The organism is Variovorax sp. F042, assembly GCF_057814215.1.
Genome location: NZ_JBVASX010000001.1, coordinates 1,203,791 through 1,225,120 on the forward strand (window position 1 = coordinate 1,203,791; position 21,330 = coordinate 1,225,120).

Here is a 21,330-nt window from a genome sequence, read left to right on the forward strand (position 1 = left end):
ACCGAACGGACTGTCTTATTTATCTACGCCAACTCCCGCAACGCCGCCCGCGCACAAACCAAAAACGGCTCAATCAACGGACTATCCCAATCGCTCCGCCAGCAAGCCGCAATCTCCATCCGCGCATCGACATTGCGCAAAGCCCTGAACACCACCCCGGGCGGCCGACCGATTTGCGCACAGGCGGGCAATATCGCCACGCCCTTCCCCGCCAGCACCAGCGCCAGTGCCGACACCATCGTCTCGACCCGCTGCGCAATCGGCATGCTCACGTCGTGCCGCCGCAGCAGCGACGCGACGACCGATTTGTCTACATCGCCCTCGGGCATGGGCAGCCCGATAAGCGGCAGGCCCGAGAGGCGCGCCAGCGGAATGCTGGGCAGTCGCGCCAGCGGTGAATCGGCACGCACGGCAAGCATCAGCGGCTGGCTGCCGATGCGCTCCGACGCAATGCCCGCCTGCGCAATGGGAGGAATGCAGATGGCCACCGACACGTCGGAGTTGGTGAGGGCCGATACGTTGTTGACGGCGTTCAGCTCCGCATACTGGATCTCCACCTCGGGCAGCCTGCGCCGCAATTCGTTTTCCAGACGCGGCAGCACCAGGTAAGACAGCACGACCATGGTGCCGATGGTGAGCCGGCCCCGGCTGCCCGAGCCGACGGCGCGCGCGGCGTCGAAGCCTTCGTTGGCCAGCAGCAGTGCCTCTTTCGCGCGCCGAAACAGTGCATTGCCCGCATCGGTTATTTCCATGCCGTGCGCGGCCCTGCGAAAGAGCGGCGTGCCCACCGCCGCCTCGAGGTTCTTGATGTGAACGGACAGCGGCGGCTGCGCCATGTTGAGCCGGCGCGCGGCCTTGCCGACGCTGCGCTCCTCGGCGACGGCCACGAAATAGCGAAGGGTTCGAAGGTCTGGGGTAGCCATACGCTGTGCATATGCCTTTTCTGGAAAACAGTATTGGACGACTTGTTGCGGCGCATCAATCATTTGCGCCATGAAAAACTTTCCCGTCCTTCTTCCAAAGTCCGAGATCTGCGAGATGCCAGCAACAACCATGCGCAGGCTGGTCGCGCAGCGCGAGCTCTCGCCGGTGGAGATCGTCGAAGAGGTGCTGCGCCGCGCCGATGCGCTGCAGCCGCACCTGAACTGCTTCATCACGCTGTGCCATGAACAGGCGCTGCAGCAGGCCAGGGAGGCCGAACAGGCGCTGATGCGCGGCGAGGCTTCGGGCCTGCTGCATGGCCTGCCCTTCACGGTGAAGGACATCGTCGATACGGCGAACGTGCGCACCACTTACGGCTCTTTGCTGCACCGCGACCATGTGCCCACGAAAGACGCGGTGGCCGTGGCGCGGATGCGCGAGGCCGGCGCCATCCTCATCGGCAAGACCACCTCTTCTGAATTCGGCGCCAAGTGCCTGACCGATGCGCCGCTGTTCGGAAGCACCCGCAACGCGTGGAATGCGTCGCGCACGAGTGGCGGCTCCAGCGGCGGTGCGGCGGCGTCGATGGCGGCGGGCATCGCGCCGCTCGCCATTGCCACCGACGGCGGCGGCTCCACGCGCATTCCCGCCGCGTGCAACGGCGTGGTCGGCCTGAAGCAGAGCCTGGGCGTAGTGCCCCACAGCCAGGTGCAGGACGCGTTCGGCAACTACACCTACGTGACGCCCACCACGCGCAACGTGGCAGACACGGCACTGATGCTGCAGGCCATGACGGGCGCGCACGGGTCCGACCCGTGGTCGCTGGGCGTGCCGGCCCAGCGCTACTTCGACGACCTGCAAGCCGGCGGCGATCTTCGCGGCAAGCGCATTCTTTTCTGCGCCGCGCCTGCTGGGCGGCCGATTGCGGCAGAGGTTGCATCTGCCTTCGAAGCCGCTCTGGCAACGCTGGAGTCGATGGGTGCCGTGCTGGAGCCGATGTCGGGCGGAGGCTTCGACGTGGAGCCTGTGTGGCGCGTAATCAACCACACCAGCTGGCGCGGCCGCTTCGCGCCCATGGCTGCGGCGCACGGCGACCAGATGAGCCCGTCGCTGCTGCAGCAGCTTGCACTGGCCGAGCATGTGGACGGCGTTGCGTTCCAGCAGGCGATGTTCGCGCGGACTGCGTTGTTCCGCGACGTACAGGCACGGCTGGAAACGCACGACTTCATCTTCACGCCCACGCTCTCGCGCACGGCCCTGCCCATCGACCAGGACCTGTTCGGCAGCATCGAGATCGACGGCAAGGAATACGCCGAGGTGCGCGCGAACTGGTTCCCCTGGACGATGCCGTTCAACCTCACGGGTCACCCCGCGATCAGCCTGCCCTGCGGCGCGGACCGCGAGGGCCTGCCCATCGGCATGCAGTTGGTCGGCCGCTTCCGCGAAGACGGGCAACTGCTGCAAGCCGCTGCCTCGTTCGAAGCAGCGCACTGGCCGGCGAATCCGCTGCCGGTCGTGGCTTTCTGAAGCCACCGCCCCTTTTTGCTCTTTTCTCTCTTCCGATTTTTCAACCAGCAGGTAGCCACCATGACCTCGTTCCTGAAGACACTCGTGCTCGGCGCGTCGATTGCCCTGGCCGGCATCACCGCGCACGCCGACAACGCGCCCGTGCGCCTCATCATCGGCGTTCCGCCGGGCGGAGCGCTCGACAACCTGGCACGCTCCATCGCCGAAGAATTGCGCGGCTCGCTCAAGGAGCCCGTTCTGGTGGAGAGCCGCCCCGGTGCGTCCACGCGCATTTCCATCGAGGCGGTGAAGGCCGCTCGACCCGATGGCCGCACGATCCTCATCGGCGCAACACCGCCCTTCGTGCTGTTTCCGATGACCTATGCGCGGCTGAACTACGACGTCGACAAAGACTTCATTCCCGTCGCGCATCTGGCCAACGTGCCCAGTGTCGTTTCCACCGGCGCAGACCAGCCGTACAAGACGATTCCCGAATATGTCGCGTGGATCAAGAAGAACCCCGCTCAGGGCAGCGTGGGCATAACAAACCTCGGCGGCGGCCTGCACTTCAGCGTGTGGCAGCTGTCGAAGGCCATCGGCGTGCCGCTCACGGCCGTCTCTTACCGGGGCGGCGCTCCGCTGGCGACGGACATCATCGGCGACCACGTGCCGCTGGGCGCCGACGCGCTGGCCACGCAGCTGGAGCTGCACCGCTCGGGCAAGCTGCGCATCCTTGGCGTGGCGGGCACGAAGCGGCTGAGCTGGCTGCCCGATGTTCCGACCCTCAAGGAAGCGGGCTACGACGCCTTCGACCGTGCCAACGCGTCCTATGCCGCCTTCGTGCCGGCGGGCACGCCGAAAGACGTTGTCGCGAAGCTGGAGAAAGCCTTCCTGGCCGCAATGCGCAGCCAGCAGGTGCGCGGCCAGCTCGACCGCATGGGGCTCGACGCAACCGGGCTGCCCGGCGCCGAAGTGACGCGCCTCATGAACGAAGACCGCGAGTACTGGCGGCCCATCGTCAAGGCTTCGGGCTTCAAGAGCGATGAGTGAAGCGGCGGCGGAAGACGAGGAAAGGGCCGCGTGGGCGGTGCTCGTTGTTGCAAGCCTGGGTGCGTTTCTCTGCTTCCTGAACCTCAGCGCGCTCAACGTGGCGCTGCCTTCGGTGGCGCGCGGCCTGAACGCTTCGCCATCGCAGGCGAGCTGGATCCTGCTGTCTTACATGCTGGTCAGCACGGTGTGCATCCTCAGCTTCGGGAGGCTGGCTGATCTGTGGGGACGGCGGCGGCTTTTTCTTGCGGGGCTGGGGCTCTTTCTGATTGCGTGTGCGGCCTGTGCGGCCGCAACGAGCTTCGGCGCCATGCTGTTCTTTCGCATCTGCCAGGCCGTGGGTGCGGCTGGCGTCATGGCCAACTCCAGCGCATTGGTGGGCGATGCCTTCGGCCGCAAGAAGGTGGGGCTGGCGCTCGGCGTACTCGCCATGGTGGCCGCGCTTGCGCAGGTCGTGGGGCCGCTGGCTGGCGGCTTTGTCGTGTCGTGGTGGGGCTGGCGCGTTCTCTTTGTGCTGAACGTGCCTGTCGGGCTTTGCGTGCTGGCTTGGTCATGGCGGGTTCTGCCGAAGAGCGCGGCGGCGGCCAAGGCCGAGCGCTTCGACCTGACCGGTGCCCTGCTGTCGTTCGCCGGCATCGGAGGCGTGATCTATGCGCTCTCGATGGTGGGAACGCGCGGCTGGGCGAGCACGCCGGTGTGGGCCTTCATGCTCTCAGGCGTCTGCGCCCTCCTCTTGTTCGCCAAGGTGCAGCAGCGCACGGCGAGCCCCTTGGTCGACCCGGCGTTGTTCAGGGACTCGGGGCGTCGCACGGCGTACGCAGGCATCCTGCTTCTGTCGATGTCGCAGGCTGCGCCACTGCTGCTCGTGGCCCTGTATCTCCAGGCTTGCGCGGGGCTGGCGCCATCGGAGGCGGGCATGCGCATCGCGCCGGTCGCGCTGGGGATGCTGATGGCCGCTCCTACAGCCGGCAGCCTGATGCGGCGCTTCTCGCCCCAAGCCATCTGCGTGGCGGGCCTGCTGCTTGCCGCAGGCGCGCTGGCGCTGTTGGCGGCCATGCTGCAGCCGGCCATCGGCGCCGGGCAACTGGCCGCATGCCTGTGGATGCTGGGCCTGGGCATCGGGAGCTTCGTGACGCCCAACAACGCGTCGATTCTGCAAAGCGTGGTGCCGCAGCGCCGGGGCATTGCGAACGGCGTGCGCTCGACGCTGCAGAACACCGGAATCATGATGGGAACGGCCCTGGCGTTGAGCGTGGCGATGGCCGGTCTGCCCTACAGCTCGCAGCTCATGATTCTCGGGAATGGCGGTTCAGGGCTCTCGGGCGTCGATGTCGCTGCATTCACTCAAGGGGCGAGAAATGCTTTCGCGATGCTCGCCTGTCTTTGCCTTGCAGGTGCGGCGCTGATCCCGAACTGGAAGCCGTAGAACCACGCAATGTGATTTTGGGTCTGCTACGATGCCGCTCGCGGGAAAACAGCCTCCCGTTCTGCAAAGTCAGACGGTGTCCCGTCCAAGCGCTGGTGACTCACAACGGAGCTATCCGTGGACACCGCCTTTCCTGACGCACCCATTGCGCTTGCCGCGCCACCCCAGCCGATCTCTCTCATCGAAGCCCCTGCGCTTCTGGCTGTGAAAACCCGATGAGCACCACTTCCGCATCTCGCCCACGCATGGGTTTCGCGCGCCTGCTGCCTTCCGGAGTCGATCCTGGCGCATTGCCCTTGCTCGCGGCGCGGGGGCTTCGCGCCTTCGGGGACGGGTACATGGCGGTACTGCTGCCGGCCTATCTGCTGTCGATCGGACTCGGGACGCTGGAGGTAGGCATCGTCAGTACCGCGACGATGCTGGGCTCGGCGCTGGCCACGCTCGCGGTCGGCGCTTGGGGATACCGCTTTGCTGGCGGTCGGCTGCTGCGCGGCGCTGCTTTGCTGATGGCCGCTACGGGCCTGGGCTTTGCGGGCCTGTCCTCGTTCTGGCCGTTGTTGGTGGTCGCGCTGGTCGGCACGCTCAACCCCAGTTCCGGCGACGTCAGCGTGTTTCTTCCGCTTGAGCACGCCCGCCTGGCAGCGGCGGCACAAGGCCATGCACGAACAGCATTGTTTGCACGCTACAGCCTCCTGGGTGCCCTGTGCGCAGCCTTGGGCGCGCTGGCCGCCGCCGTACCGGACTGGCTGGTTCGGCACAGCGAGCTCGCGCGGCTCGACGCGCTGCGCGGGATGTTCGTGGTCTACGCGGCAATCGGGCTGATCGTCTTCTGGCTCTATCGGAATCTGCCTGCCCACGCCGGAGCCAACAACGCGGACAGCCTGCCCGTCGCGCCGACACCCCTGGGGCCGTCGCGCCGCGTCGTGGTGCGATTGGCGGCACTCTTCAGCGTGGACGCGTTTGCCGGCGGACTGACGGTCAACGCGCTGATGTCGCTGTGGCTGCTGGAGCGATTCGGCTTCTCGCTGACCCAGGCCGGCGTGTTCTTCTTCTGGACCGGACTGCTCAGCGCAGCGTCGCAGCTCGCTGCACCGCTGGTCGCCCGACGCATCGGGTTGCTCAACACCATGGTCTTCACGCACCTGCCGGCCAACGTCTGCCTGGTGCTGGCAGCGCTGGCGCCAAGCCTGCCCGTCGCGCTGGGCCTGCTGATGATCCGCAGCGCACTCTCGTCGATGGATGTGCCAACGCGAACGGCCTACGTGATGGCGGTCGTGACGCCAGCGGAACGCAGCGCCGCGGCGAGTTTCACCGCCGTGCCGCGGAGTCTGGCCGCAGCCATCAGCCCGACGCTCAGCGGCGCCCTGTTCGCGGCCGGATGGATCTCGTTGCCGCTAGTCGCATGCGGGTTGCTGAAGATTTCCTACGACCTTGCGCTCTGGCGTGCCATGCGACGGGATCGACTCGACGAGGGGTAGCCGCTCGGCCCTGATTGCGAAGAACAGGCGTGCCGTGGCTTTCAGGGAAGCTTCGCGATCACCTTGATCTCGAACTTGAAGCCGTAGAGCCACGTCACGCCGATGCCGGTCAGCGTTGGATGCGGCGCGCTGCCCCAATAGTCCGGCAGCACTTTCCAGACCGTGTCGAAGTTCGATTCCGGGTCGACGATGAAGACGGTCACGTCGACCACGTCGTCGAAGGTGCAGCCCGCGGCCCCGAGGATCCCGTTCAGGTTTTCGAACGCGAGCCGCACCTGCGCCTCGAGGTCGGGCTCCGGAGAGCCGTCTTCGCGGCTGCCGACCTGCCCTGAGACGAACAGGAAGCCGTTGGAGCGGACTGCCGGCGAGTAGCGGTTCTTTTCATAGAGCGCCTGGCGCCCGGGCGGGAAAACGACGTCGCGTTTGGCCATGAGTTGCTTCTTCCTTCTTTGATGGCGATGAAGGGACTTTAGGCAGCCGTGCTTCTCCGATAAACGGGCAAAGCCAACAATCACTGTTTGCAGAACCCAAACAATCGTCGGATCAACAGGAACAGCGGGCATGGATCGTTTTGACGCAATGCAGGCATTCGCCCGCGTGGTGGAAGCAGGCAGCTTCACCAAGGCGGCCGAGACACTGCACATGAGCAAGACCAGCGTGACGCAGCTGGTGCAGCAACTGGAGGCAAGGCTGCGCGTGAAGCTGCTCAACCGCACGACGCGCAAGGTGAACGTCACGGCCGACGGGGCGGCCTACTACGAGCGCGTGGTGCGCCTGCTGGCCGACATGGACGATGCGGAGACCAGTCTGTCGAGCGCCTCGGCGTTGCCCCGCGGACGGTTGCGGGTGGATGTGCCCAGCCCGCTGGCCCGCATGATCCTGGTGCCGGCAATGCCGGCGTTTCACGCCCGCTACCCCGACATCCAGCTCGACATGGGCGTGAGCGATCGCATGGTGGACGTGATCGGCGAGAACGTCGATTGCGTTGTGCGCGGCGGCGAGCTCACCGACCAGTCGCTGATGGCGCGCCGCGTGGGCAACCTGCAGCTGGGGGTTTACGCGGCGCCGAGCTATCTGGAACGCGCGGGCATGCCTTCACACCCGCGGGAGCTGGAAGACACGCATCACCGCATCGTGGGCTTCCTGTGGTCGCGCAGCGGCAAGACCTTTCCGTATGCCATGCGCCTCGGCGACGAGAGCATCGAAGTGCAAGGCCGCTATGTGCTGTCGGTCGATGACGGCAACGCTTACCTCGCGGCCGGGCTGGCGGGCATGGGGGTGCTTTGGCTGCCGGACTACATGGCCGAACCACATCTGCCGAGCGGCGAGTTGGTGCCTCTGTTCGAAGGCTGGCAACTCGATCCGATGCCCTTGTACGTGGCGTTTCCGCCGAACCGGCATGTCAGCGCCAAGCTGCGGGTGTTCATCGATTGGGTCGTCGAGCTGATGGCGCGCCACGCGCCCGTCGACGGCCGGGGTGATGTCAGGCCGCGACGGTAACGCCGTTGCGCTCGAGCACCGCCAGCAGTTTTGGAATATCGGGCGGCCCGGCCGGGATCTCGTGGTCGACGGCGGCGAACATCTGGGCGGCCAGCGCGTTCTGCCCGGTGATCTCGAGCATCTGCCCGCCACCCTTGCCGTAGTGAAAGCCGTGCACCGTGCCGCGCGGTACATGCACGAGCGTGCCGGGCCGGCACATGTGAGCGGCGCCATCGCAGAGAAACTCGACCTCGCCGCCGAGCACGTAGAAGGATTCGTCCCAGTCGTGGCTGTGCGGCGGCGGCCCGGTTCCTTCGTCACCCCGCTGCAGGGTGATGCCATAGCTTTGCGTCGCCGCGTTCGATGCCAGCACCGTCACCTTCGTGCCGAGCACGTTCAGAGGAAGTTCACGCCGGTCGGGCGTCAAGACAAAGTACGGAATCGTCATGGTCAAGTCCTCGGGAGTGCGAGCGCGATTCTGCGCGCCCGCACTCCAGGAGACATATGCCGATGCTCCGGATGCAGCCTTTTCATTCCGTTACCGACGGTGGCCCCTGCGTCTTCGACGACCTCAGGGTGCGCGAACCGGCGTGACCTTGCGGATCAGGTTGCCGAAGGTGTCGGCCACGTACAGATTGCCGGCAGCATCCACCGTCACCCCGTAAGGCTGCTTGAACGTGGCAGCCGCGCCGATGCCGTTCTGCGCGCCCAGCACACCGGGCTGGCCAGCGAGCGTGGAGACCACGCCTGCCGGCGTGATCTTGCGCAGCAGGCTGTTGCCTGTGTCGGCCACGTAGACATTGCCGTCGCTGTCCACCGTCAGGCCGCCAGGCCTGCTGAAAGATGCCGAGCTGCCGGCCCCGTCGGTCGCGCCAACCTGGCCCGAACCGGCCAGCGGCATGACCACGCCGCCGGGCGTGATCTTGCGGATCCGGTTGTTGCCGCTGTCGGCAACGTAAATGTTGCCGGCCGCGTCAGTCGCTATGCCGTAGGCCTGCCCGAAAGATGCCGCAGTCCCCGTGCCGTCGGCGAAGCCTGCAGTGCCCGAGCCGGCCAGCGTGGTGACGTCCTCGGCAGGCGTGATCTTTCGGACAACGGCGCCGATGAATTCGAGCACGTAGATGTTGCCGTTGGCGTCCGTGGCCACCGACGAAGGGGTATTGAACGTGGCAGAGGTGCCGTGGCCATCGAGCGACCCGATGGCCCCACTGCCCGCGATCGTGATCACGTCGGCCGCGGGCGTGATCTTGCGGATGCGGTTGCCGCCGAATTCCGCGGCATAGGCATTGCCCGTGGAGTCCAGCGCAAGACCGGACAGGCCCGAGAACGAGGCTGCAGTGCCGTTGCCGTTTTGCGAAGTACCGCTGCCGCCACCGCCCGCAAATGTCGTGACATCGCCAGCGGGCGAGATCTTCCGCACAAGGTTCGTTGCCGTATCCGACACGAGCAGGTTGCCGCTCTTGTCGACGACCACGCTGTACGGGAGATAGAACGATGCGGCGGTACCGTTGCCATTGACCGAGCCGGTAGTGCCGGACCCAGCGAGCGTGGACACCTGCGCCACCGCCGCCGAGCAGGCGACCGCCACGTCGCCGATGTCGGCCGAGGCTTTGCCGCTGCCCTTGGTCACGGTGCAGAACTGCCACAGGGGCTGGGTGCGCACGCTGACCTCGTAGGCCGAGCCTTCGGTGAGCGCGGTGGCAAAGGTGAACTTGCCGTCGGCCGTGAGTTTCAGGTCGTCGCCCGCATTGTTCTGGAGCACCAGGCTGCCGGTGAGGCCGGTGACGGTGCCGCCGACCGTATGCGTCACGACGACGGGGGTCTGGGGTTGCGCCGGCGCGACGATCGGCACGAAGCCCGAGCCGCCGCCACCCCCACCGCCGCAGGAAGCCAGCAACACGATCGCACTGGCCACGGCACCGCAGCGCCCGTAAAAACTCACTTGACTGGAAAACATCCACTGCCCTCTTTGGTTTTGTCGATTCACGAAGAGAAACCCGCGCTCCGGTCGAAGTGCTACCGGCGGTTTCAGATCGTTGATTTTTGTTAACTATTTGTTTCTTCGCCATCACCGGAACTAGGTAGATGGCGGAGCGAGGCACGGCTGCGCCCGCGCGGCGCCGCGGCGGGCAGAGTCTTCAGGGCCGCGAGGCGGACACTTCGCGCAGGCGCTGATGCGCTGCACCATCCCACGCCACGGGCTGCTGGTTCTTCGCGCTCAGATAGTGGTGCGTGAACACCACCAGGTAGGCATCCAGCGTCTGTTCGGCGGCATGCTCGCCTGCCAGGTTCATGCACATCGCGGCCACCTCGCTGGTGCAGAAATGGTCGTCGCGGCCGGAGTTGCGCAGCTTGTACTGCGTGATCTGCTCCGGCTGCAGGCTCAACACCGGCAGCCGGTCGAGGTAGGGGCTCCTGCGAAACATCTTGCGTGCCTCGGCCCATGTCGCATCGAACAGGATGAAGAGCGGGCGTTTCGCGGTGCCGCTGCTGGCCTGGTCAGGCGACGGAACGGTCAGAACCACGCGCTCGGGCGCCGCGTACTGCCCCGGGAACACCACGTAGGGTTGCCATTGCGGGTCGTTCAGCAGTGCCAGCAGCGCGGGATCGGTTTCGGTACGGGCCCAGCCGAAGGCGAAGGTATCGGCCACCACGTCGGCGACCAGCCAACCGGTGTTGGTGGGCTTGAGCGGCTCGATGTCGGCCATGAGCAGGCACACCCCCGCGCGCGTTGCCACCGAAGGGCGCACGGCGCACATGCAATGGCTGGGCACCAGGCGGCAGCCCGCGCAGCGCTCGCGCTTGAAGCCACCACGGGCGAGAAAGGGCTTGGCGCTTCGCGCCAGGCGGGCGGCGCGAAGGAGGGAGACGGCGTGGGGCATGCGCCGATTCTCGGTCCCACCGGAATCCGTAGAAATTACACATTCGCGCCGATAGAGGCTCTGGCAGGCCCTGCACTGGAGGAAAATCCATTGCATACAAAGGCAATACACCCATAACGCCATGACACTCGACGAACTCTTTGCCAATGACGAGTCGCTCCCCACCGTGCCGAAGGTGGTGTCCGACCTGATTGAGATGCTGCGCGACGACGACGTGCCTTTCGCGGCCATCGCGCATCGGATCGAGCTTGACCAGGTGCTCGCGGCCAGGGTGCTGCAGATGGTCAACTCGCCGTTCTTCGGGCTCCGGCGAAAGATTTCCTCGATCCAGGGCGCGATCCTGATGCTCGGGCTCTCCGCCATCCGGTCATTCGTGGTGAGTTCGGGTTTGTCAGGCGCCTTCCGGAAGGTGGACGGAGTCAACCTTCCAGCCTTCTGGGCCCACAGCCTGCGCGTGGCGTCGGTCTCGAGGTATCTGGCTTCGAAGACCCGGCACGTCGACCCCAACCTGGCGTTCACCGCGGGCAGCATGCATGCCATCGGCCACCTGATCATGGCGCAGGCAATGCCCGATCGCATGGCCGCGCTGAATGCCGTCCACCCCTTGGACGCGCTGGGGCGAGCGCAGCTCGAGCTCGTCGAGTTCGGCTACCACTACGGCGATGTGAGTGCATCCCTGGCGCAGCGCTGGGGCTTCGCTCCCGACCTCGTCGGTGGGCTTTCGAGCTTCGTGAGCCCGGCAAAGTCGGAACATGCCGATGCGCTCGGCGGCATTCTTCATCTGGCCGTGTGGCGCGTGGCACTGGAGCGCCAGGGCGTGGACCTGAGCAATATCGGCGGCTTCTGGCCGAGCCAGTCGGCGCTGGCCGTCGGTATCACCGAGGACATGGTCCAGGAAATGCCGGCGCCGCGTGAGCTTGCTGCGGACCTCGAGTCGATGATCGCCTGACGGAAGGAAGACATGGGCGGCCCGGATGGCCGCGGCACGCGGACCATGCGAACATCCGCGCCCATGAACGACTTCCACTTCGGCATCGACCGCTTCTCGCACTTTCAGGGCGTATTGCGACTGGCAGGCCATGCCTTCTCGCGCAGCGCCGAGGTGCGCACCATCGAATTGCTGTTGGGCGACGGGCAGATCGCAGCCCTGGAGCGCATCCGGTTGCCGAGCGTGGACCTGGCGGGGCGCCACGGGCGTGTCGCGGTGGCCTGCCGCTTCGACGAGACACTGGTGGTGGGTGAAGATCCGGCCCCGTTGATGTCCGCGCGCCTGCGCATCCGGCTGAGCGACGGGAGCGAGCACCTGATCGAAGAGCCCGGCTCCCTTGGCAGCAAGAACCGGGTAACGGCGCTGTTCGATCGCTTCAAATCGATGGTCTGCGAGCGGCCGCCGGGGCATCTGCTGGAAGTAGGTTCGCGCGCGCGGGTGGGCGTGACGCGGCGCGAATGGCTGCCCGAGGGCTGGCGCTACACCGGCATGGACGTGGTGCCGGGGCCGAACGTGGACGTGGTGGGCGACATCCACCTGGCCAGCAGCTTCCTGCCGGTGGAAGGCTTCGACGCAGTGATGTCGCATGTGGTGTTCGAGCATCTGATGATGCCCTGGAAGGCGGCGGTGGAAATCAACCGCGTGATGCGCACCGGCGGCATCGGCGCCATTCTCGCGCCGCAGACCTGGAGCCTGCACGAGGAGCCGTGCGACTACTTCCGCTTCTCGCGCCATGCGTGGCAGGCGCTCTTCAATGCCGCCACCGGCTTCGAGATCATCGAGGCGCAGCACGACATGCCGGGGTACATCGTCGCGCAGCACCTGATGCCGGACACGGCCTTCCGCGAGCTGCCGGGCATGCTGACTTCCGGCGTGCTCTTTCGCAAGACAGGGCCCAGCACGGTCGACTGGCCAGTGGATCCACGCCAGATCAGCGACGACCGCTACCCGGTGGTCTGAGCCGCGACGCGGCGCCGCGCGAGGATCGACAGAGCGGGCCCGGCGGGGTGGTCGGGCTGCTCATGCGCGATGCGCAGGTCGTTGAAACCGAGCATGCCCAGCACCTGCAGCAGCGCGTCGCGCTCCATCCAGGCCGGTGCATGGACGAGTCCGCCGCAGAAGATCGGGTCGTCCTGCTGGCCTGGGCCATAGGGCACGCGGCGGTGGTAGCGCAGGGCGCGCCCGCGCCAGGCAACGTTCTCCACCCCGGCGACCAGGTCGCGGCGGGTATCGCCCTGCGGCATCGCGGCATCGTCGATCACGTGGGTCCAGAGGAACAGGGTGTCCGTGCGCTCAGCCAGCGCCTGCAGCAGCTGGAGCGGATCGGCCATGTGGTAGAGCACCCCGCTGGCGACTATCAACGGCCAACGCCGCGCATCGTTTGCGAAGAAGCCCATGAAGTCGCCCAGCAGGAAGGAGGCGTCGCGCAGGCCGCACAGTTCCTTGACGATCAGGCACTTGAGAAAGGCCTGCCGGTTGGCCTCGATCGCAAGCACCGAGCGCGCCCCGGCCTGCAGCAAGGCGGCGGTGTGTGCGGCCTCCAGCGGACCCAGTTCGAGCACATCGCGGCCCTGCAGCCCGCCGAGCGTGTCTGCCAGCCACCGAATGCGCGCGTCGTCCCAGAGATCGCTGCGCGTACCGGCGCTCAGGCCGAGCGCGGGCGGCAGGCTGCCGACCCAGCTGCCGCGCATCAGGTCCAGTGCGTTCTGAGGGTGTGGCGAACGCAGCTCGTAAGCGGCCTGGCCGGACGCGCCGCCGTCATGCTCGATGTTCTCGCGCATTGCCTGTTGCGCCAGGGCCAGCCGGTCCTGGCCGCTGCCGCGTGCCCCGCGCTGCAGCACCATCAGGAACTCGCAGCCTATGCAGTCATGGAAGAAGGTCTCGCCCAGCGCGACCAGCCCGAGCTCGCGCAGCTCCTGCATGATCAGCCGGAAGCTGGAGGCGGTGAACACCCAGGCATGGCAGTCGCGGTAGACGGAGGGGTCGGCACCCAACGCGTTTTCGTAGCCTGCGTGTGCGACGCCGGCAATGCCGAAGGGGCCCTGCCAGCCGGGGCCCCACACCGCCGCGCCGCTGCGCGTGGCGCTGTAGGCGGCCTGGTCGTACAGCGCGCCCACGCCGTGCCGACGGCGTCCGTCGACGAAGGCCTGCAGCACCTGGCCGGTGGTCGAGACCGGGCGGAAGTAGTCGAAGGTGTAGCGGCGATCAGGGATCAGCAGATACAGGCGGCCGGTGTCCGACAGCGCTCGCTCGCAGCGCTGCAGAAAATGAACCGGGTCGGTCAGGTGCTCGAACACGTGGCTTGCCACGATGTGCTCGAAGCGCTCCCCCTGGGGCAGCAGCACGTCGAGCTCGGCGCCGTCGTCGATGGCATCCACCTCCTCGATCATCGAGATGTCCACGCTCGGATCGTCCGCGTATTTGCGCCGCAGTTCATCCGCGCTCGCGTGGTCGACCACCGACACGTTGAAGCCGGCGGACTTGCGCAGGATCGGTGAGTAGGAGGCGCCGAACTCGAGGGCCCGTTCACCGGACGCGATGTGGGAACGGATGTGGTCGCGGAAGTTCATGGGTAAAGCACGGCTGTGCGCATGGCGTTGCAGGATGTATAAGACCCGCAGTGTGGCCGAGAAGGGCCCGCTTTTACTAACGGTGTCCGGAGACTTCATGCGAACGATTCACTCATTGCTGTCCTTCGCGCGTCGCCGCATCGTCCAGATCGTTCTCTGGTTCTACACCGCCGGCTCGAAGCTGCGGCAGCAGCGCGAAGTGCGCGGCGAGCGCCAGCCACGCTTCGAATCCGACGAGATCGTCGTACCGGCGCATGGCGACATGTACGCGATCGTGGTCAAGTACGCGGGCCACGGCGAATCCGCCAACCTGCATGTGCTGCTGGACGCATTGCGGCGCGCGCAGGTGAACACCGTGCTCGTGTGCAACGGCGAAGTGCCGCCCGAGGAGCTTCGCGCGCTCTCGCAGCGGGTGCACCGGGTGATGGTCCGGCGCAATATCGGGCGCGACTTCGGCGCCTACCGCGCCGCCACGCTGAGCCTGCTGTCGCAGGGCGTGAAGCCAGAGCGCATGATGTACTTCAACGACAGCCTGCTCTACATCGAGGGCACCGAGCTCGACCGCCTGGTGGCCGAATTCATCTTCAGCGAGTTCGACGTGGTCGGCCTGGGCGAGAACCAGTACCAGCATCACGTGGGCTCCTATGCCCTGTCCGTGAGCGGTGCCGCCTTCACGCACCCAAAGTTCCGCCAGTTCTGGCAGGACTACATACCCTACGACCTGCGCAAGCACACGATCCATGCCGGAGAGCTGGGGTTGACCGGCGTACTCAAGGACCTGAGCTGCTCGATCGACGTGGTCTACGACGTGACGCGGCTCGCCCGCAAGCTCGGCAGCATGCCGCTGCACGAAGTGGTGGACGCCATGCGATGGCTGCCTTTCGGCTTTCGCCGGCACGCGCTGATGGACGTGCTGGGCCAGTCGATCAGCGCGCGCGGAATGATCCTGAACGCCGGCGCGCTTGAAGGCAGCGCTGCCGCGCACGATGCGCCGGCCGCCGGCCAGCGGCCCGCAGGTACGCCGACCCTCGGTGCCATGCGCAGCCTGCGCGACGCGGACGGACGCGTCGCCTTGCTGAACCGGGAGACGCCTGCAGTGCGCGCGACGCCGAAGACGAGCGCATCGGAAGGCATGGCACAGAGCGCACAGCGGCTGTCGCGCCAGCTACTGATCGACCACATCCTGGAGCACGTGACCAACGGCAGCCAGCTGCACTTCGGCTTCGGACTCTTCTATCGCCTGTTGGGCTGCCCGGTGGTCAAGCGCGACCTGTTCTCGCGCGGCCTGTATCGCGAGCATGACTGCGCCGATATCCTGGACAACGTGCCCGCACCGACCCGCCAACGCCTGCTGCGCGACCTCATCAACCGCGGCCGTCTCGACATGCAGCTGGGCCGCTGGCGCGGGATGCTGTTTCGCAACGGCATGCTTTGAGTAACTAGACCAGCTGCAGATCTTTCGGCGCCACCCCGTCGAACACCCGCGCAAGCTGCGCGGGCGACAACCCATACATCCGCTTGAACAGCCCCCCGAACACCGCCCGGTACTCATTGAGCACCGGATAGTCGCGGTTCTGGAACAGCGTGGCCTGCGTCAGCGCCTGCTGCTCGCCCACGACGCGCCCGCCGGCCTGCGCCGAGAGGCCGCCGCCGAGCACCCAGTAGACGGTGCCGTGTCCGTGGTCGGTGCCGCGGTTGCCGTTCTCGCGGAAGGTGCGGCCGAACTCGCTGATGACGACCACCACGGTCTGGTGCCACGCGTCGTCGCCCATCTCCTGTGCGAAGCCGGCGACGCCGCGGCCCAGTTCTTCGAAACGGTTGGCAAGGTAGCCGGTGGCGCCGCCCTGCCCCACATGGGTGTCCCAGCCGCCGACATCGACGAAGCCCAGGTCGAAGCGGTCGCGCATCAGCAGCGCCATGCGGCGCGCCACCAGCTCGAAGCCCTTGGCGGTCATGGCGTTGCGGCTGGCGGCGTCCATCTCGGCCTGCACCGCCCGCGTTACCTCGTCGCGCACCTGGAAGCCCTCGGCCACCGGCTGGGCCAGCGCGGTGTTGCGGTACATGCTCGTAATGATCTGGCTCTGCCGTGCGTCGATGCCCGAACGTGCGTTACCCGCGATCGCCATGTTGGCGGCCTTGGCGCTGCCGCGCATCGAGATGGGCAACTGGTCGGTGAAGGCGATGGGCGACACGTCGGTAACGGGCCCCGCGCCGAGTACGCCGGCCAGCCGGTTGAGAAAGCCCGAGCGGTAGTCGCGGCGCTTGTCGAGCGCCTGGCCTAGCTCGATGGAGTCCTGCGTTTCGAAGTGGCTGCGCGTGAGGTCGTCTGTGCCCGCGAAGGCGATGAAGGAGGCCTGCTTCTGCTGGAACATCGGCATCACGCTCTGTGCCAACGCGGGGTGCAGGCCCCAGTTGCCGTCGAGCGGCAGCGCGCCGTTGGGCGTGCCGGGGCGCGCGATGGCGATGTTGGGGCGCGAGGCGTAGTAGAAGTCGCTGCTCGTTGGCACGAGCAGGTTGCTGCAGTCGTACGCGCCGCGCAGGAACACGACCAGCAGCTTGGCACCTTCGGCCGCGGGCGCGGCCATCAGTTGGCCGGCGGCGCCCGCGAACGGGGCGGCGGCCATGAGCTTCAAGAGTTCTCGACGTTGCATGACGGTGTGTCCTTCTTCTTGATCAACGACGCATCAACTCCGGCGACGCCAGCAGGAAGGTGTTCCACTCCTGCGGGTTCTTCGCCTGCGCCAGCGCCTCGCGCGTGTCCGCGCTCATGCCGACCTGCATTGCGCGCACCGCGTGTGAATCAGCCAACTGCGGGAACGCGGGTTTTTCCAGCGGCGCCTTGTCATCCGTGCGGAACAGCACGGCGCCGTTCGCACCGATGGCACGCGCGATCTCGAAGCGCGTGTTCATCTGCCCAGCGCTGGCCCAGGCTGCCTCGTTGAGCGGATAGCCGTCGGGCGTTTCGTGGCCGTACAGCTGTTCGCCCATGCGGTTGATCCAGTTGAGCATCGGGTTCACGTTCATCACCACGCGGTCGTCGTAGGCGAGCCGCACGCCGGCCATCACGTAGTGCACCGGGTCGCGGAACTTGCGGCCCAGTGAGGCGGCGAACTCGGGCGACTCGAACAGCGCCTTCAGCGTGATGGCGATGTCGCCGTCGCTGCGGGTGAAGGCAGAAGCCATGCGGTCGACCAATGCCTGCGGAGGGTCGTCGGAGACGAAGTACACGGCAAGCTTGCGCGAGATGAAGCGCGCGGTGGCCGGCGCGCGCGCCAGGCGGTCGAGCGCTTCGTCGGCCTCGGCCAGGCCGCTGCTCTTGATGGGCTGACCCAGCAGCGTCTTCGGCCCGTAGTCGTGCCGGTTGGGGTTGAACTCGAACAGGCCCTTGCGCACGTAGTCGGCGCGTACGGCCGGCCGCACGTTCGGCGGCGGCGCATCGAACGGCTGGTTGCTCACGCCAACGCCGGTGAGCACGCGCGCCAGCTCCTGCACGTCGGCCTGCGAATAGCCGCCGCCCACGCCCAGCGTGTGCAGCTCCATCAGCTCGCGTGCGTAGTTCTCGTTGATGCGGTTGGCGGCGTTCTGCGCGTTGTCTAGGTAGCGCAGCATCGCCGGGTGGTGCAGCGTGGCGCCGAGCAGGTCGCGGAACTTGCCGAGCGCATGCGGGCGAATCGCGTTCTCTTCGTAGTCGCCCACCATCGCGCGGATGTTGTCCTTGCGCAGGTTGACGTTGAAGTGGTTCATCCAGAACCACGTCATCTGCTCCTGCAGCTGGTTGGGCGAATACAGGGCGCGCAGCACGAAGCGTTGTTGTGCTTCGCGTGCCAGGTCGTTGAGCCGCTGCTGGTAGGCCTGTCGCGCGGCTTTCTTCTGGTCTTCGTCGGGTAGCGCATCGGACGCCTTGCGCTGTGCGTCGAGTTCGGTGACGAGCTGGTCGAGCGGCGTGCGCGAAATGCTCATCGCATCGATCTGCGCCTGCGCCGCAGGCGGCAGCGGCGCGGGGCGCGGGTTGAGCTGGTCGCGCATCCACAGCGACAGGCCGCGCTTCGCAAGCTGCGCGTCGCTGCTCGCGTTCGCGCCCCAGCTCACGCGGTCTAGCCAGCGCAGTCGGGCGGCGTCATTGATCGGTGCGGAGGGCAACGATACCGACACCACCGGCCGCTGGTCGCCCGGTGCACTTGCGCAGGCCGCAAGCAAGGCCAGCGCACACGCACCGAGCGCCGTCGACGCGCGGCGCATGGAGAACAACGAGGCGGCGGCCGGCACCGCCATCACTCCCTGCGCATGTCGTGATGGCGCACGTCGCCGATGGCGTGCTGTGCGGTGTTGAGCGCGACGTCGACGTGCGCCAGGCCGCGTTGCTGGAACGGCCGCGAGCGCGGGTCGTCTTCTTCGCGCGCCACATCGGAGCGCACCTTGCGCAGCAGGTCGACCGCGGCATGCAGGCGGCCTTCGCGCGGCAGCCACGCATCGGTGGGCTCGCGCCATTCGAGGGGCTTGCCGTCCAGCCATGCAGCGTGCTGGAGATCGCCGATGGCAGCATGGATCTCGTCGACCACCACCTGCTCGTCGCGCGAGATCTGCCCGTCTTCGGGGCGGCGATGCTCCACCTTCCAGGCGGCCGTTTGCAGGTCGGACAAGGCGTGGAGGTAGAACGGGTGCCTGCCGTATTCGTCGGCCAATGCGGGCAACGAAGCCGCAGCCATGAGGGCGAGTGCGGCGATTAGGCTTTTCTTCTTCATCTTCGGAGCTCCTGGGAGTGATGGCGAATCGAGGACGCATCCTCAACCATCGGGACCCGCTCCGCGTTGACGCTCTTTACCCTCGTAACGCCGCGCAAAGACGGCGCCTAAGCGCCAGCTAAGTCAGGCTACGGACAGGCTGGAAGGTGCAGCGCCGGCAATCTGCCGCAGGGCGCGCTCGAACACCTCGACGGGCTGGCCACCCGAAATGAGGTGCTGGTCGTTGATGATGATCGCGGGCACCGAGTGGATGCCGGCATCGGTGTACATGCGCTCGCGTTCGCGGGTTTCCTGTGCGAACTCGTCGCTGTTCAGGATCTCGCGGGCACGGGCTGCGTCGAGCCCGGCTTCGGTCGCCGCGCGCACCAGCACTTCGGAGTCCGATGGGTTCTGACTGTCGGTGAAGTAGGCCTTCAGCAGCAGCTTCTTCAGCGCCGCCTGCTTGGACGGGCTTTCCAGCTCGGCCCAGTGCAGCAGGCGATGTGCGTTGAAGGTGTTGTAGACACGCGGGCGGCCTCCGGGGCTGAATTCGAAGCCCACTGCCGCGCCGCGCTGGCGGATCATTTCGCGCGACTGCGCCTGCTGCTCGCGCGTGGAGCCGTACTTCTGGTTCAGGTGCTCGAAGGTGTCCTGGCCTTCGGGCGGCATCTGCGGGTTCAGCTCGAAGGGCTGGAAGTGCAGCTCCGCGGTGACCTCGGGGGCCACCTTCCTGAGCGCCGCCTCGAGCGAACTCAGGCCGATGGCGCACCAGGGACAGGACACATCGGAGACGAAGTCGATCTTGAGGTGGGAAGAGGTAGGGGTAGTCATGGCGCCATTCTTCACGGCGCCACAACCCTTGGTGCACGAAAGGTTTTCAGGCCGCGGCCTTGGCCAGGCGCGCGTCCTGCAGCGTCTTCTCGCGCATGCGGTCGTACTCCTGCTTGTCGACCGGCACCGCATCGGGCTTGCCGAGGTCGTTCATCCGGATGCGGTAGGTTTCCCGTGCACTCAGTGCGGCCAGGGCCGCCAGCACCGTCACCGCGAAGGTGATGGCACCCACGGTGAACCACACGTTGGTCGAGCCGGGAGGCGCCACGGCGGCGAACAGAGCGGGCAGCAGTGCGGTGAAGGTGGTGCCGATGTTCTGCGAGATGGCCATGGCCGAGACGCGGTTGCGGGTGCGGAACAACTCCGGATAGAAGCTCGGGAAGGTCGCGTTGTAGCCCTGGTACACGATGCCCCACATCAGCAGCGACATGACGATGGCCAGCTGCACGTTGCGGATGCTGATGGCATACAGGTACACGAAGGACAGCAGCCCCGAGAGCAGCGCACCGACGATGATCGGCGGGCGGCGGCCGATGCGGTCCGAGAGGTTGCCCACGAACGGGATCACGATCACGGCCAGGATGTTGCCGAGCACCGGAATCCACAGGTACACGTCTTTCTGGAATCCGATGCCGTAGGCCGCCTGCACGGCATAGGCCGCGCCGAACACTGTGGCCACCACCGGAATGACGTTCATCAGCGCCATGCAGACCACGCGCAGCATGTCGGCCCAGCTGTCGGTGAAGGCCTGGATGATCGGTGCCTTGGCCACTTCGCCCTTCTTGTCCACTTCAGCAAAAGCCGGCGTCTCGTCGACCTCGCGGCGGATGATGTAGCCCGCCACGATGACCAGGAAGCTCAGCAGGAAGGGAATGCGCCAGCCCCACGAGTTGAAGGCCTCCTCGGGCATGTAGTGCGCCAGCGGCAAGAACACGGCAGCCGCCAGAATCTGGCCGGCCTGCACACCCTGCAGCGTGAAGCTCGCGAAGAAGCCGCGACGCCCGAACGGTGCGTGCTCGAGAATCATCGAGCTCGCGCCCGAGATTTCGCCGGCCACTGCAAAGCCCTGGATGAGGCGCAGCAGAACCAGCAGCACCGGAGCCAGCAGGCCGACCTGGTCATAGGTCGGCAGCAGGCCGACGGCCACGGTCGAAAAGCCCATCAGGAACATGCAAAGCACCAGCACCTGCTTGCGCCCGTGCGTGTCGCCCCAGTGGCCGAGCACGAAGGCGCCGATGGGACGCGCGACATAACCCACGCCGTAGGTCGCGAGCGAGGCGACGATGGCCGTCGTCGGGTCGCCCTTCGGGAAGAAGATCTGCGGAAAGATCAGCGCCGCCGCGGTGGCGTAGATGAAGAAGTCGTAGTACTCCAGCGCCGAGCCGATCCAGCCGCTTGCGGCGGCCTTCTTCGACTGGTGCCTGCCTTGCGGCTCATGGGCTGTGTTGGTTGCCATGTGTTGTCTCCAGTGTTGACGAAAA

19 protein-coding genes are annotated in these 21,330 nt (G+C 66.6%); 8 read left to right on the forward strand and 11 right to left on the reverse strand.

The features are described from left to right. Positions 1 to 23: 23 nt before the first annotated feature. Complete coding sequence (locus tag ACZYSP_RS05800; RefSeq protein WP_354338206.1) at positions 24 to 995, reverse strand: LysR family transcriptional regulator; 972 nt, start codon at positions 993 to 995, stop codon at positions 24 to 26. Positions 996 to 1,038: 43 nt separating this feature from the next. Between ACZYSP_RS05800 and ACZYSP_RS05805 the strand changes: the two genes are divergently transcribed. The 4 genes from ACZYSP_RS05805 (at position 1,039) to ACZYSP_RS05820 (ending at position 6,378) form a co-directional block, all read left to right on the forward strand. Further along, positions 1,039 to 2,448 (forward strand): amidase, encoded by a 1,410-nt coding sequence (locus ACZYSP_RS05805; RefSeq protein ID WP_354338204.1) that lies wholly within the window; start codon positions 1,039 to 1,041, stop codon positions 2,446 to 2,448. 60 nt (positions 2,449 to 2,508) lie between these two features. After that, a complete protein-coding gene (locus tag ACZYSP_RS05810; RefSeq protein WP_354338202.1) occupies positions 2,509 to 3,477 on the forward strand; it encodes a tripartite tricarboxylate transporter substrate-binding protein in 969 nt (322 codons plus the stop codon). Beyond that, entirely contained in the window at positions 3,470 to 4,900 is a 1,431-nt protein-coding gene (locus ACZYSP_RS05815) for an MFS transporter (RefSeq protein WP_354338200.1), read from the forward strand. The genes ACZYSP_RS05810 and ACZYSP_RS05815 overlap by 8 nt, the downstream gene beginning before the upstream one ends. 215 nt (positions 4,901 to 5,115) lie before the next feature. After that, positions 5,116 to 6,378 carry an MFS transporter gene (locus ACZYSP_RS05820; protein WP_093081462.1) on the forward strand — a complete coding sequence of 421 codons (1,263 nt, stop codon included), beginning with the start codon at positions 5,116 to 5,118 and terminating at the stop codon, positions 6,376 to 6,378. Between the two features lie 41 nt (positions 6,379 to 6,419). On the opposite strand, the gene ACZYSP_RS05825 is transcribed toward ACZYSP_RS05820, so the two are convergent. Beyond that, entirely contained in the window at positions 6,420 to 6,809 is a 390-nt protein-coding gene (locus ACZYSP_RS05825; RefSeq protein ID WP_093081464.1) for a RidA family protein, read from the reverse strand. Positions 6,810 to 6,939: 130 nt separating this feature from the next. On the opposite strand from ACZYSP_RS05825, the gene ACZYSP_RS05830 reads away from it, so the two are divergent. Then, positions 6,940 to 7,878 (forward strand): LysR family transcriptional regulator, encoded by a 939-nt coding sequence (locus ACZYSP_RS05830; RefSeq protein WP_354338198.1) that lies wholly within the window; start codon positions 6,940 to 6,942, stop codon positions 7,876 to 7,878. Here ACZYSP_RS05830 and ACZYSP_RS05835 read toward each other — a convergent pair. The 3 genes from ACZYSP_RS05835 to ACZYSP_RS05845 all read right to left on the reverse strand — a co-directional run bounded on the left by ACZYSP_RS05835 (position 7,862) and on the right by ACZYSP_RS05845 (position 10,739). Beyond that, the gene (locus ACZYSP_RS05835; RefSeq protein WP_093050504.1) at positions 7,862 to 8,305 is read right to left on the reverse strand and encodes a cupin domain-containing protein; all 444 of its coding nucleotides are present in this window, start codon (positions 8,303 to 8,305) and stop codon (positions 7,862 to 7,864) included. The genes ACZYSP_RS05830 and ACZYSP_RS05835 overlap by 17 nt on opposite strands. A 123-nt stretch (positions 8,306 to 8,428) precedes the next feature. After that, a complete protein-coding gene (locus ACZYSP_RS05840; protein ID WP_354338197.1) occupies positions 8,429 to 9,814 on the reverse strand; it encodes an NHL repeat-containing protein in 1,386 nt (461 codons plus the stop codon). Positions 9,815 to 9,995: 181 nt separating this feature from the next. Beyond that, positions 9,996 to 10,739, reverse strand: a complete 744-nt coding sequence (locus tag ACZYSP_RS05845; protein WP_093050510.1) for a tRNA-uridine aminocarboxypropyltransferase — start codon at positions 10,737 to 10,739, stop codon at positions 9,996 to 9,998. Positions 10,740 to 10,860: 121 nt separating this feature from the next. On the opposite strand from ACZYSP_RS05845, the gene ACZYSP_RS05850 reads away from it, so the two are divergent. Both ACZYSP_RS05850 and ACZYSP_RS05855 read left to right on the forward strand, forming a co-directional pair. After that, complete coding sequence (locus tag ACZYSP_RS05850) at positions 10,861 to 11,688, forward strand: HDOD domain-containing protein (RefSeq protein WP_093050513.1); 828 nt, start codon at positions 10,861 to 10,863, stop codon at positions 11,686 to 11,688. 63 nt (positions 11,689 to 11,751) lie between these two features. Beyond that, the gene (locus ACZYSP_RS05855) at positions 11,752 to 12,687 is read left to right on the forward strand and encodes a methyltransferase domain-containing protein (RefSeq protein ID WP_218149791.1); all 936 of its coding nucleotides are present in this window, start codon (positions 11,752 to 11,754) and stop codon (positions 12,685 to 12,687) included. Here ACZYSP_RS05855 and ACZYSP_RS05860 read toward each other — a convergent pair. Next, a complete protein-coding gene (locus tag ACZYSP_RS05860) occupies positions 12,672 to 14,297 on the reverse strand; it encodes a methyltransferase domain-containing protein (protein ID WP_093081474.1) in 1,626 nt (541 codons plus the stop codon). The two genes, ACZYSP_RS05855 and ACZYSP_RS05860, sit on opposite strands and share 16 nt — an antisense overlap. A gap of 97 nt (positions 14,298 to 14,394) precedes the next feature. On the opposite strand from ACZYSP_RS05860, the gene ACZYSP_RS05865 reads away from it, so the two are divergent. Continuing rightward, positions 14,395 to 15,732 (forward strand): rhamnan synthesis F family protein, encoded by a 1,338-nt coding sequence (locus tag ACZYSP_RS05865; RefSeq protein WP_143062633.1) that lies wholly within the window; start codon positions 14,395 to 14,397, stop codon positions 15,730 to 15,732. Between the two features lie 4 nt (positions 15,733 to 15,736). Here ACZYSP_RS05865 and ACZYSP_RS05870 read toward each other — a convergent pair whose 3' ends face one another. The 5 genes from ACZYSP_RS05870 to ACZYSP_RS05890 form a co-directional block, all read right to left on the reverse strand. Further along, complete coding sequence (locus tag ACZYSP_RS05870) at positions 15,737 to 16,948, reverse strand: DUF1501 domain-containing protein (protein ID WP_093050516.1); 1,212 nt, start codon at positions 16,946 to 16,948, stop codon at positions 15,737 to 15,739. 22 nt (positions 16,949 to 16,970) lie between these two features. Beyond that, on the reverse strand, positions 16,971 to 18,569 hold the full coding sequence (locus ACZYSP_RS05875) for a DUF1800 domain-containing protein (RefSeq protein WP_093081480.1): 1,599 nt from the start codon (positions 18,567 to 18,569) through the stop codon (positions 16,971 to 16,973). Further along, positions 18,569 to 19,039 carry a hypothetical protein gene (locus ACZYSP_RS05880; protein WP_093081482.1) on the reverse strand — a complete coding sequence of 157 codons (471 nt, stop codon included), beginning with the start codon at positions 19,037 to 19,039 and terminating at the stop codon, positions 18,569 to 18,571. Before ACZYSP_RS05880 ends, ACZYSP_RS05875 begins: the two co-directional genes overlap by 1 nt. A 123-nt stretch (positions 19,040 to 19,162) precedes the next feature. Continuing rightward, positions 19,163 to 19,849, reverse strand: coding sequence for a DsbA family oxidoreductase (locus tag ACZYSP_RS05885; protein ID WP_093081485.1), 687 nt, complete (start codon positions 19,847 to 19,849; stop codon positions 19,163 to 19,165). Positions 19,850 to 19,895: 46 nt separating this feature from the next. Then, the gene (locus tag ACZYSP_RS05890) at positions 19,896 to 21,305 is read right to left on the reverse strand and encodes an MFS transporter (RefSeq protein ID WP_093050522.1); all 1,410 of its coding nucleotides are present in this window, start codon (positions 21,303 to 21,305) and stop codon (positions 19,896 to 19,898) included. Between the last annotated feature and the right edge of the window lie 25 nt (positions 21,306 to 21,330).

Coding starts and splice junctions, on each gene's coding strand:
- ACZYSP_RS05800 (WP_354338206.1), bottom strand. CDS start 995: ATGGCGCAAATGATTGATGCGCCGCAACAAGTCGTCCAATACTGTTTT.
- ACZYSP_RS05805 (WP_354338204.1), top strand. CDS start 1,039: ATGCCAGCAACAACCATGCGCAGGCTGGTCGCGCAGCGCGAGCTCTCG.
- ACZYSP_RS05810 (WP_354338202.1), top strand. CDS start 2,509: ATGACCTCGTTCCTGAAGACACTCGTGCTCGGCGCGTCGATTGCCCTG.
- ACZYSP_RS05815 (WP_354338200.1), top strand. CDS start 3,470: ATGAGTGAAGCGGCGGCGGAAGACGAGGAAAGGGCCGCGTGGGCGGTG.
- ACZYSP_RS05820 (WP_093081462.1), top strand. CDS start 5,116: ATGAGCACCACTTCCGCATCTCGCCCACGCATGGGTTTCGCGCGCCTG.
- ACZYSP_RS05825 (WP_093081464.1), bottom strand. CDS start 6,809: ATGGCCAAACGCGACGTCGTTTTCCCGCCCGGGCGCCAGGCGCTCTAT.
- ACZYSP_RS05830 (WP_354338198.1), top strand. CDS start 6,940: ATGGATCGTTTTGACGCAATGCAGGCATTCGCCCGCGTGGTGGAAGCA.
- ACZYSP_RS05835 (WP_093050504.1), bottom strand. CDS start 8,305: ATGACGATTCCGTACTTTGTCTTGACGCCCGACCGGCGTGAACTTCCT.
- ACZYSP_RS05840 (WP_354338197.1), bottom strand. CDS start 9,814: ATGTTTTCCAGTCAAGTGAGTTTTTACGGGCGCTGCGGTGCCGTGGCC.
- ACZYSP_RS05845 (WP_093050510.1), bottom strand. CDS start 10,739: ATGCCCCACGCCGTCTCCCTCCTTCGCGCCGCCCGCCTGGCGCGAAGC.
- ACZYSP_RS05850 (WP_093050513.1), top strand. CDS start 10,861: ATGACACTCGACGAACTCTTTGCCAATGACGAGTCGCTCCCCACCGTG.
- ACZYSP_RS05855 (WP_218149791.1), top strand. CDS start 11,752: ATGAACGACTTCCACTTCGGCATCGACCGCTTCTCGCACTTTCAGGGC.
- ACZYSP_RS05860 (WP_093081474.1), bottom strand. CDS start 14,297: ATGAACTTCCGCGACCACATCCGTTCCCACATCGCGTCCGGTGAACGG.
- ACZYSP_RS05865 (WP_143062633.1), top strand. CDS start 14,395: ATGCGAACGATTCACTCATTGCTGTCCTTCGCGCGTCGCCGCATCGTC.
- ACZYSP_RS05870 (WP_093050516.1), bottom strand. CDS start 16,948: ATGCAACGTCGAGAACTCTTGAAGCTCATGGCCGCCGCCCCGTTCGCG.
- ACZYSP_RS05875 (WP_093081480.1), bottom strand. CDS start 18,569: ATGGCGGTGCCGGCCGCCGCCTCGTTGTTCTCCATGCGCCGCGCGTCG.
- ACZYSP_RS05880 (WP_093081482.1), bottom strand. CDS start 19,039: ATGAAGAAGAAAAGCCTAATCGCCGCACTCGCCCTCATGGCTGCGGCT.
- ACZYSP_RS05885 (WP_093081485.1), bottom strand. CDS start 19,849: ATGACTACCCCTACCTCTTCCCACCTCAAGATCGACTTCGTCTCCGAT.
- ACZYSP_RS05890 (WP_093050522.1), bottom strand. CDS start 21,305: ATGGCAACCAACACAGCCCATGAGCCGCAAGGCAGGCACCAGTCGAAG.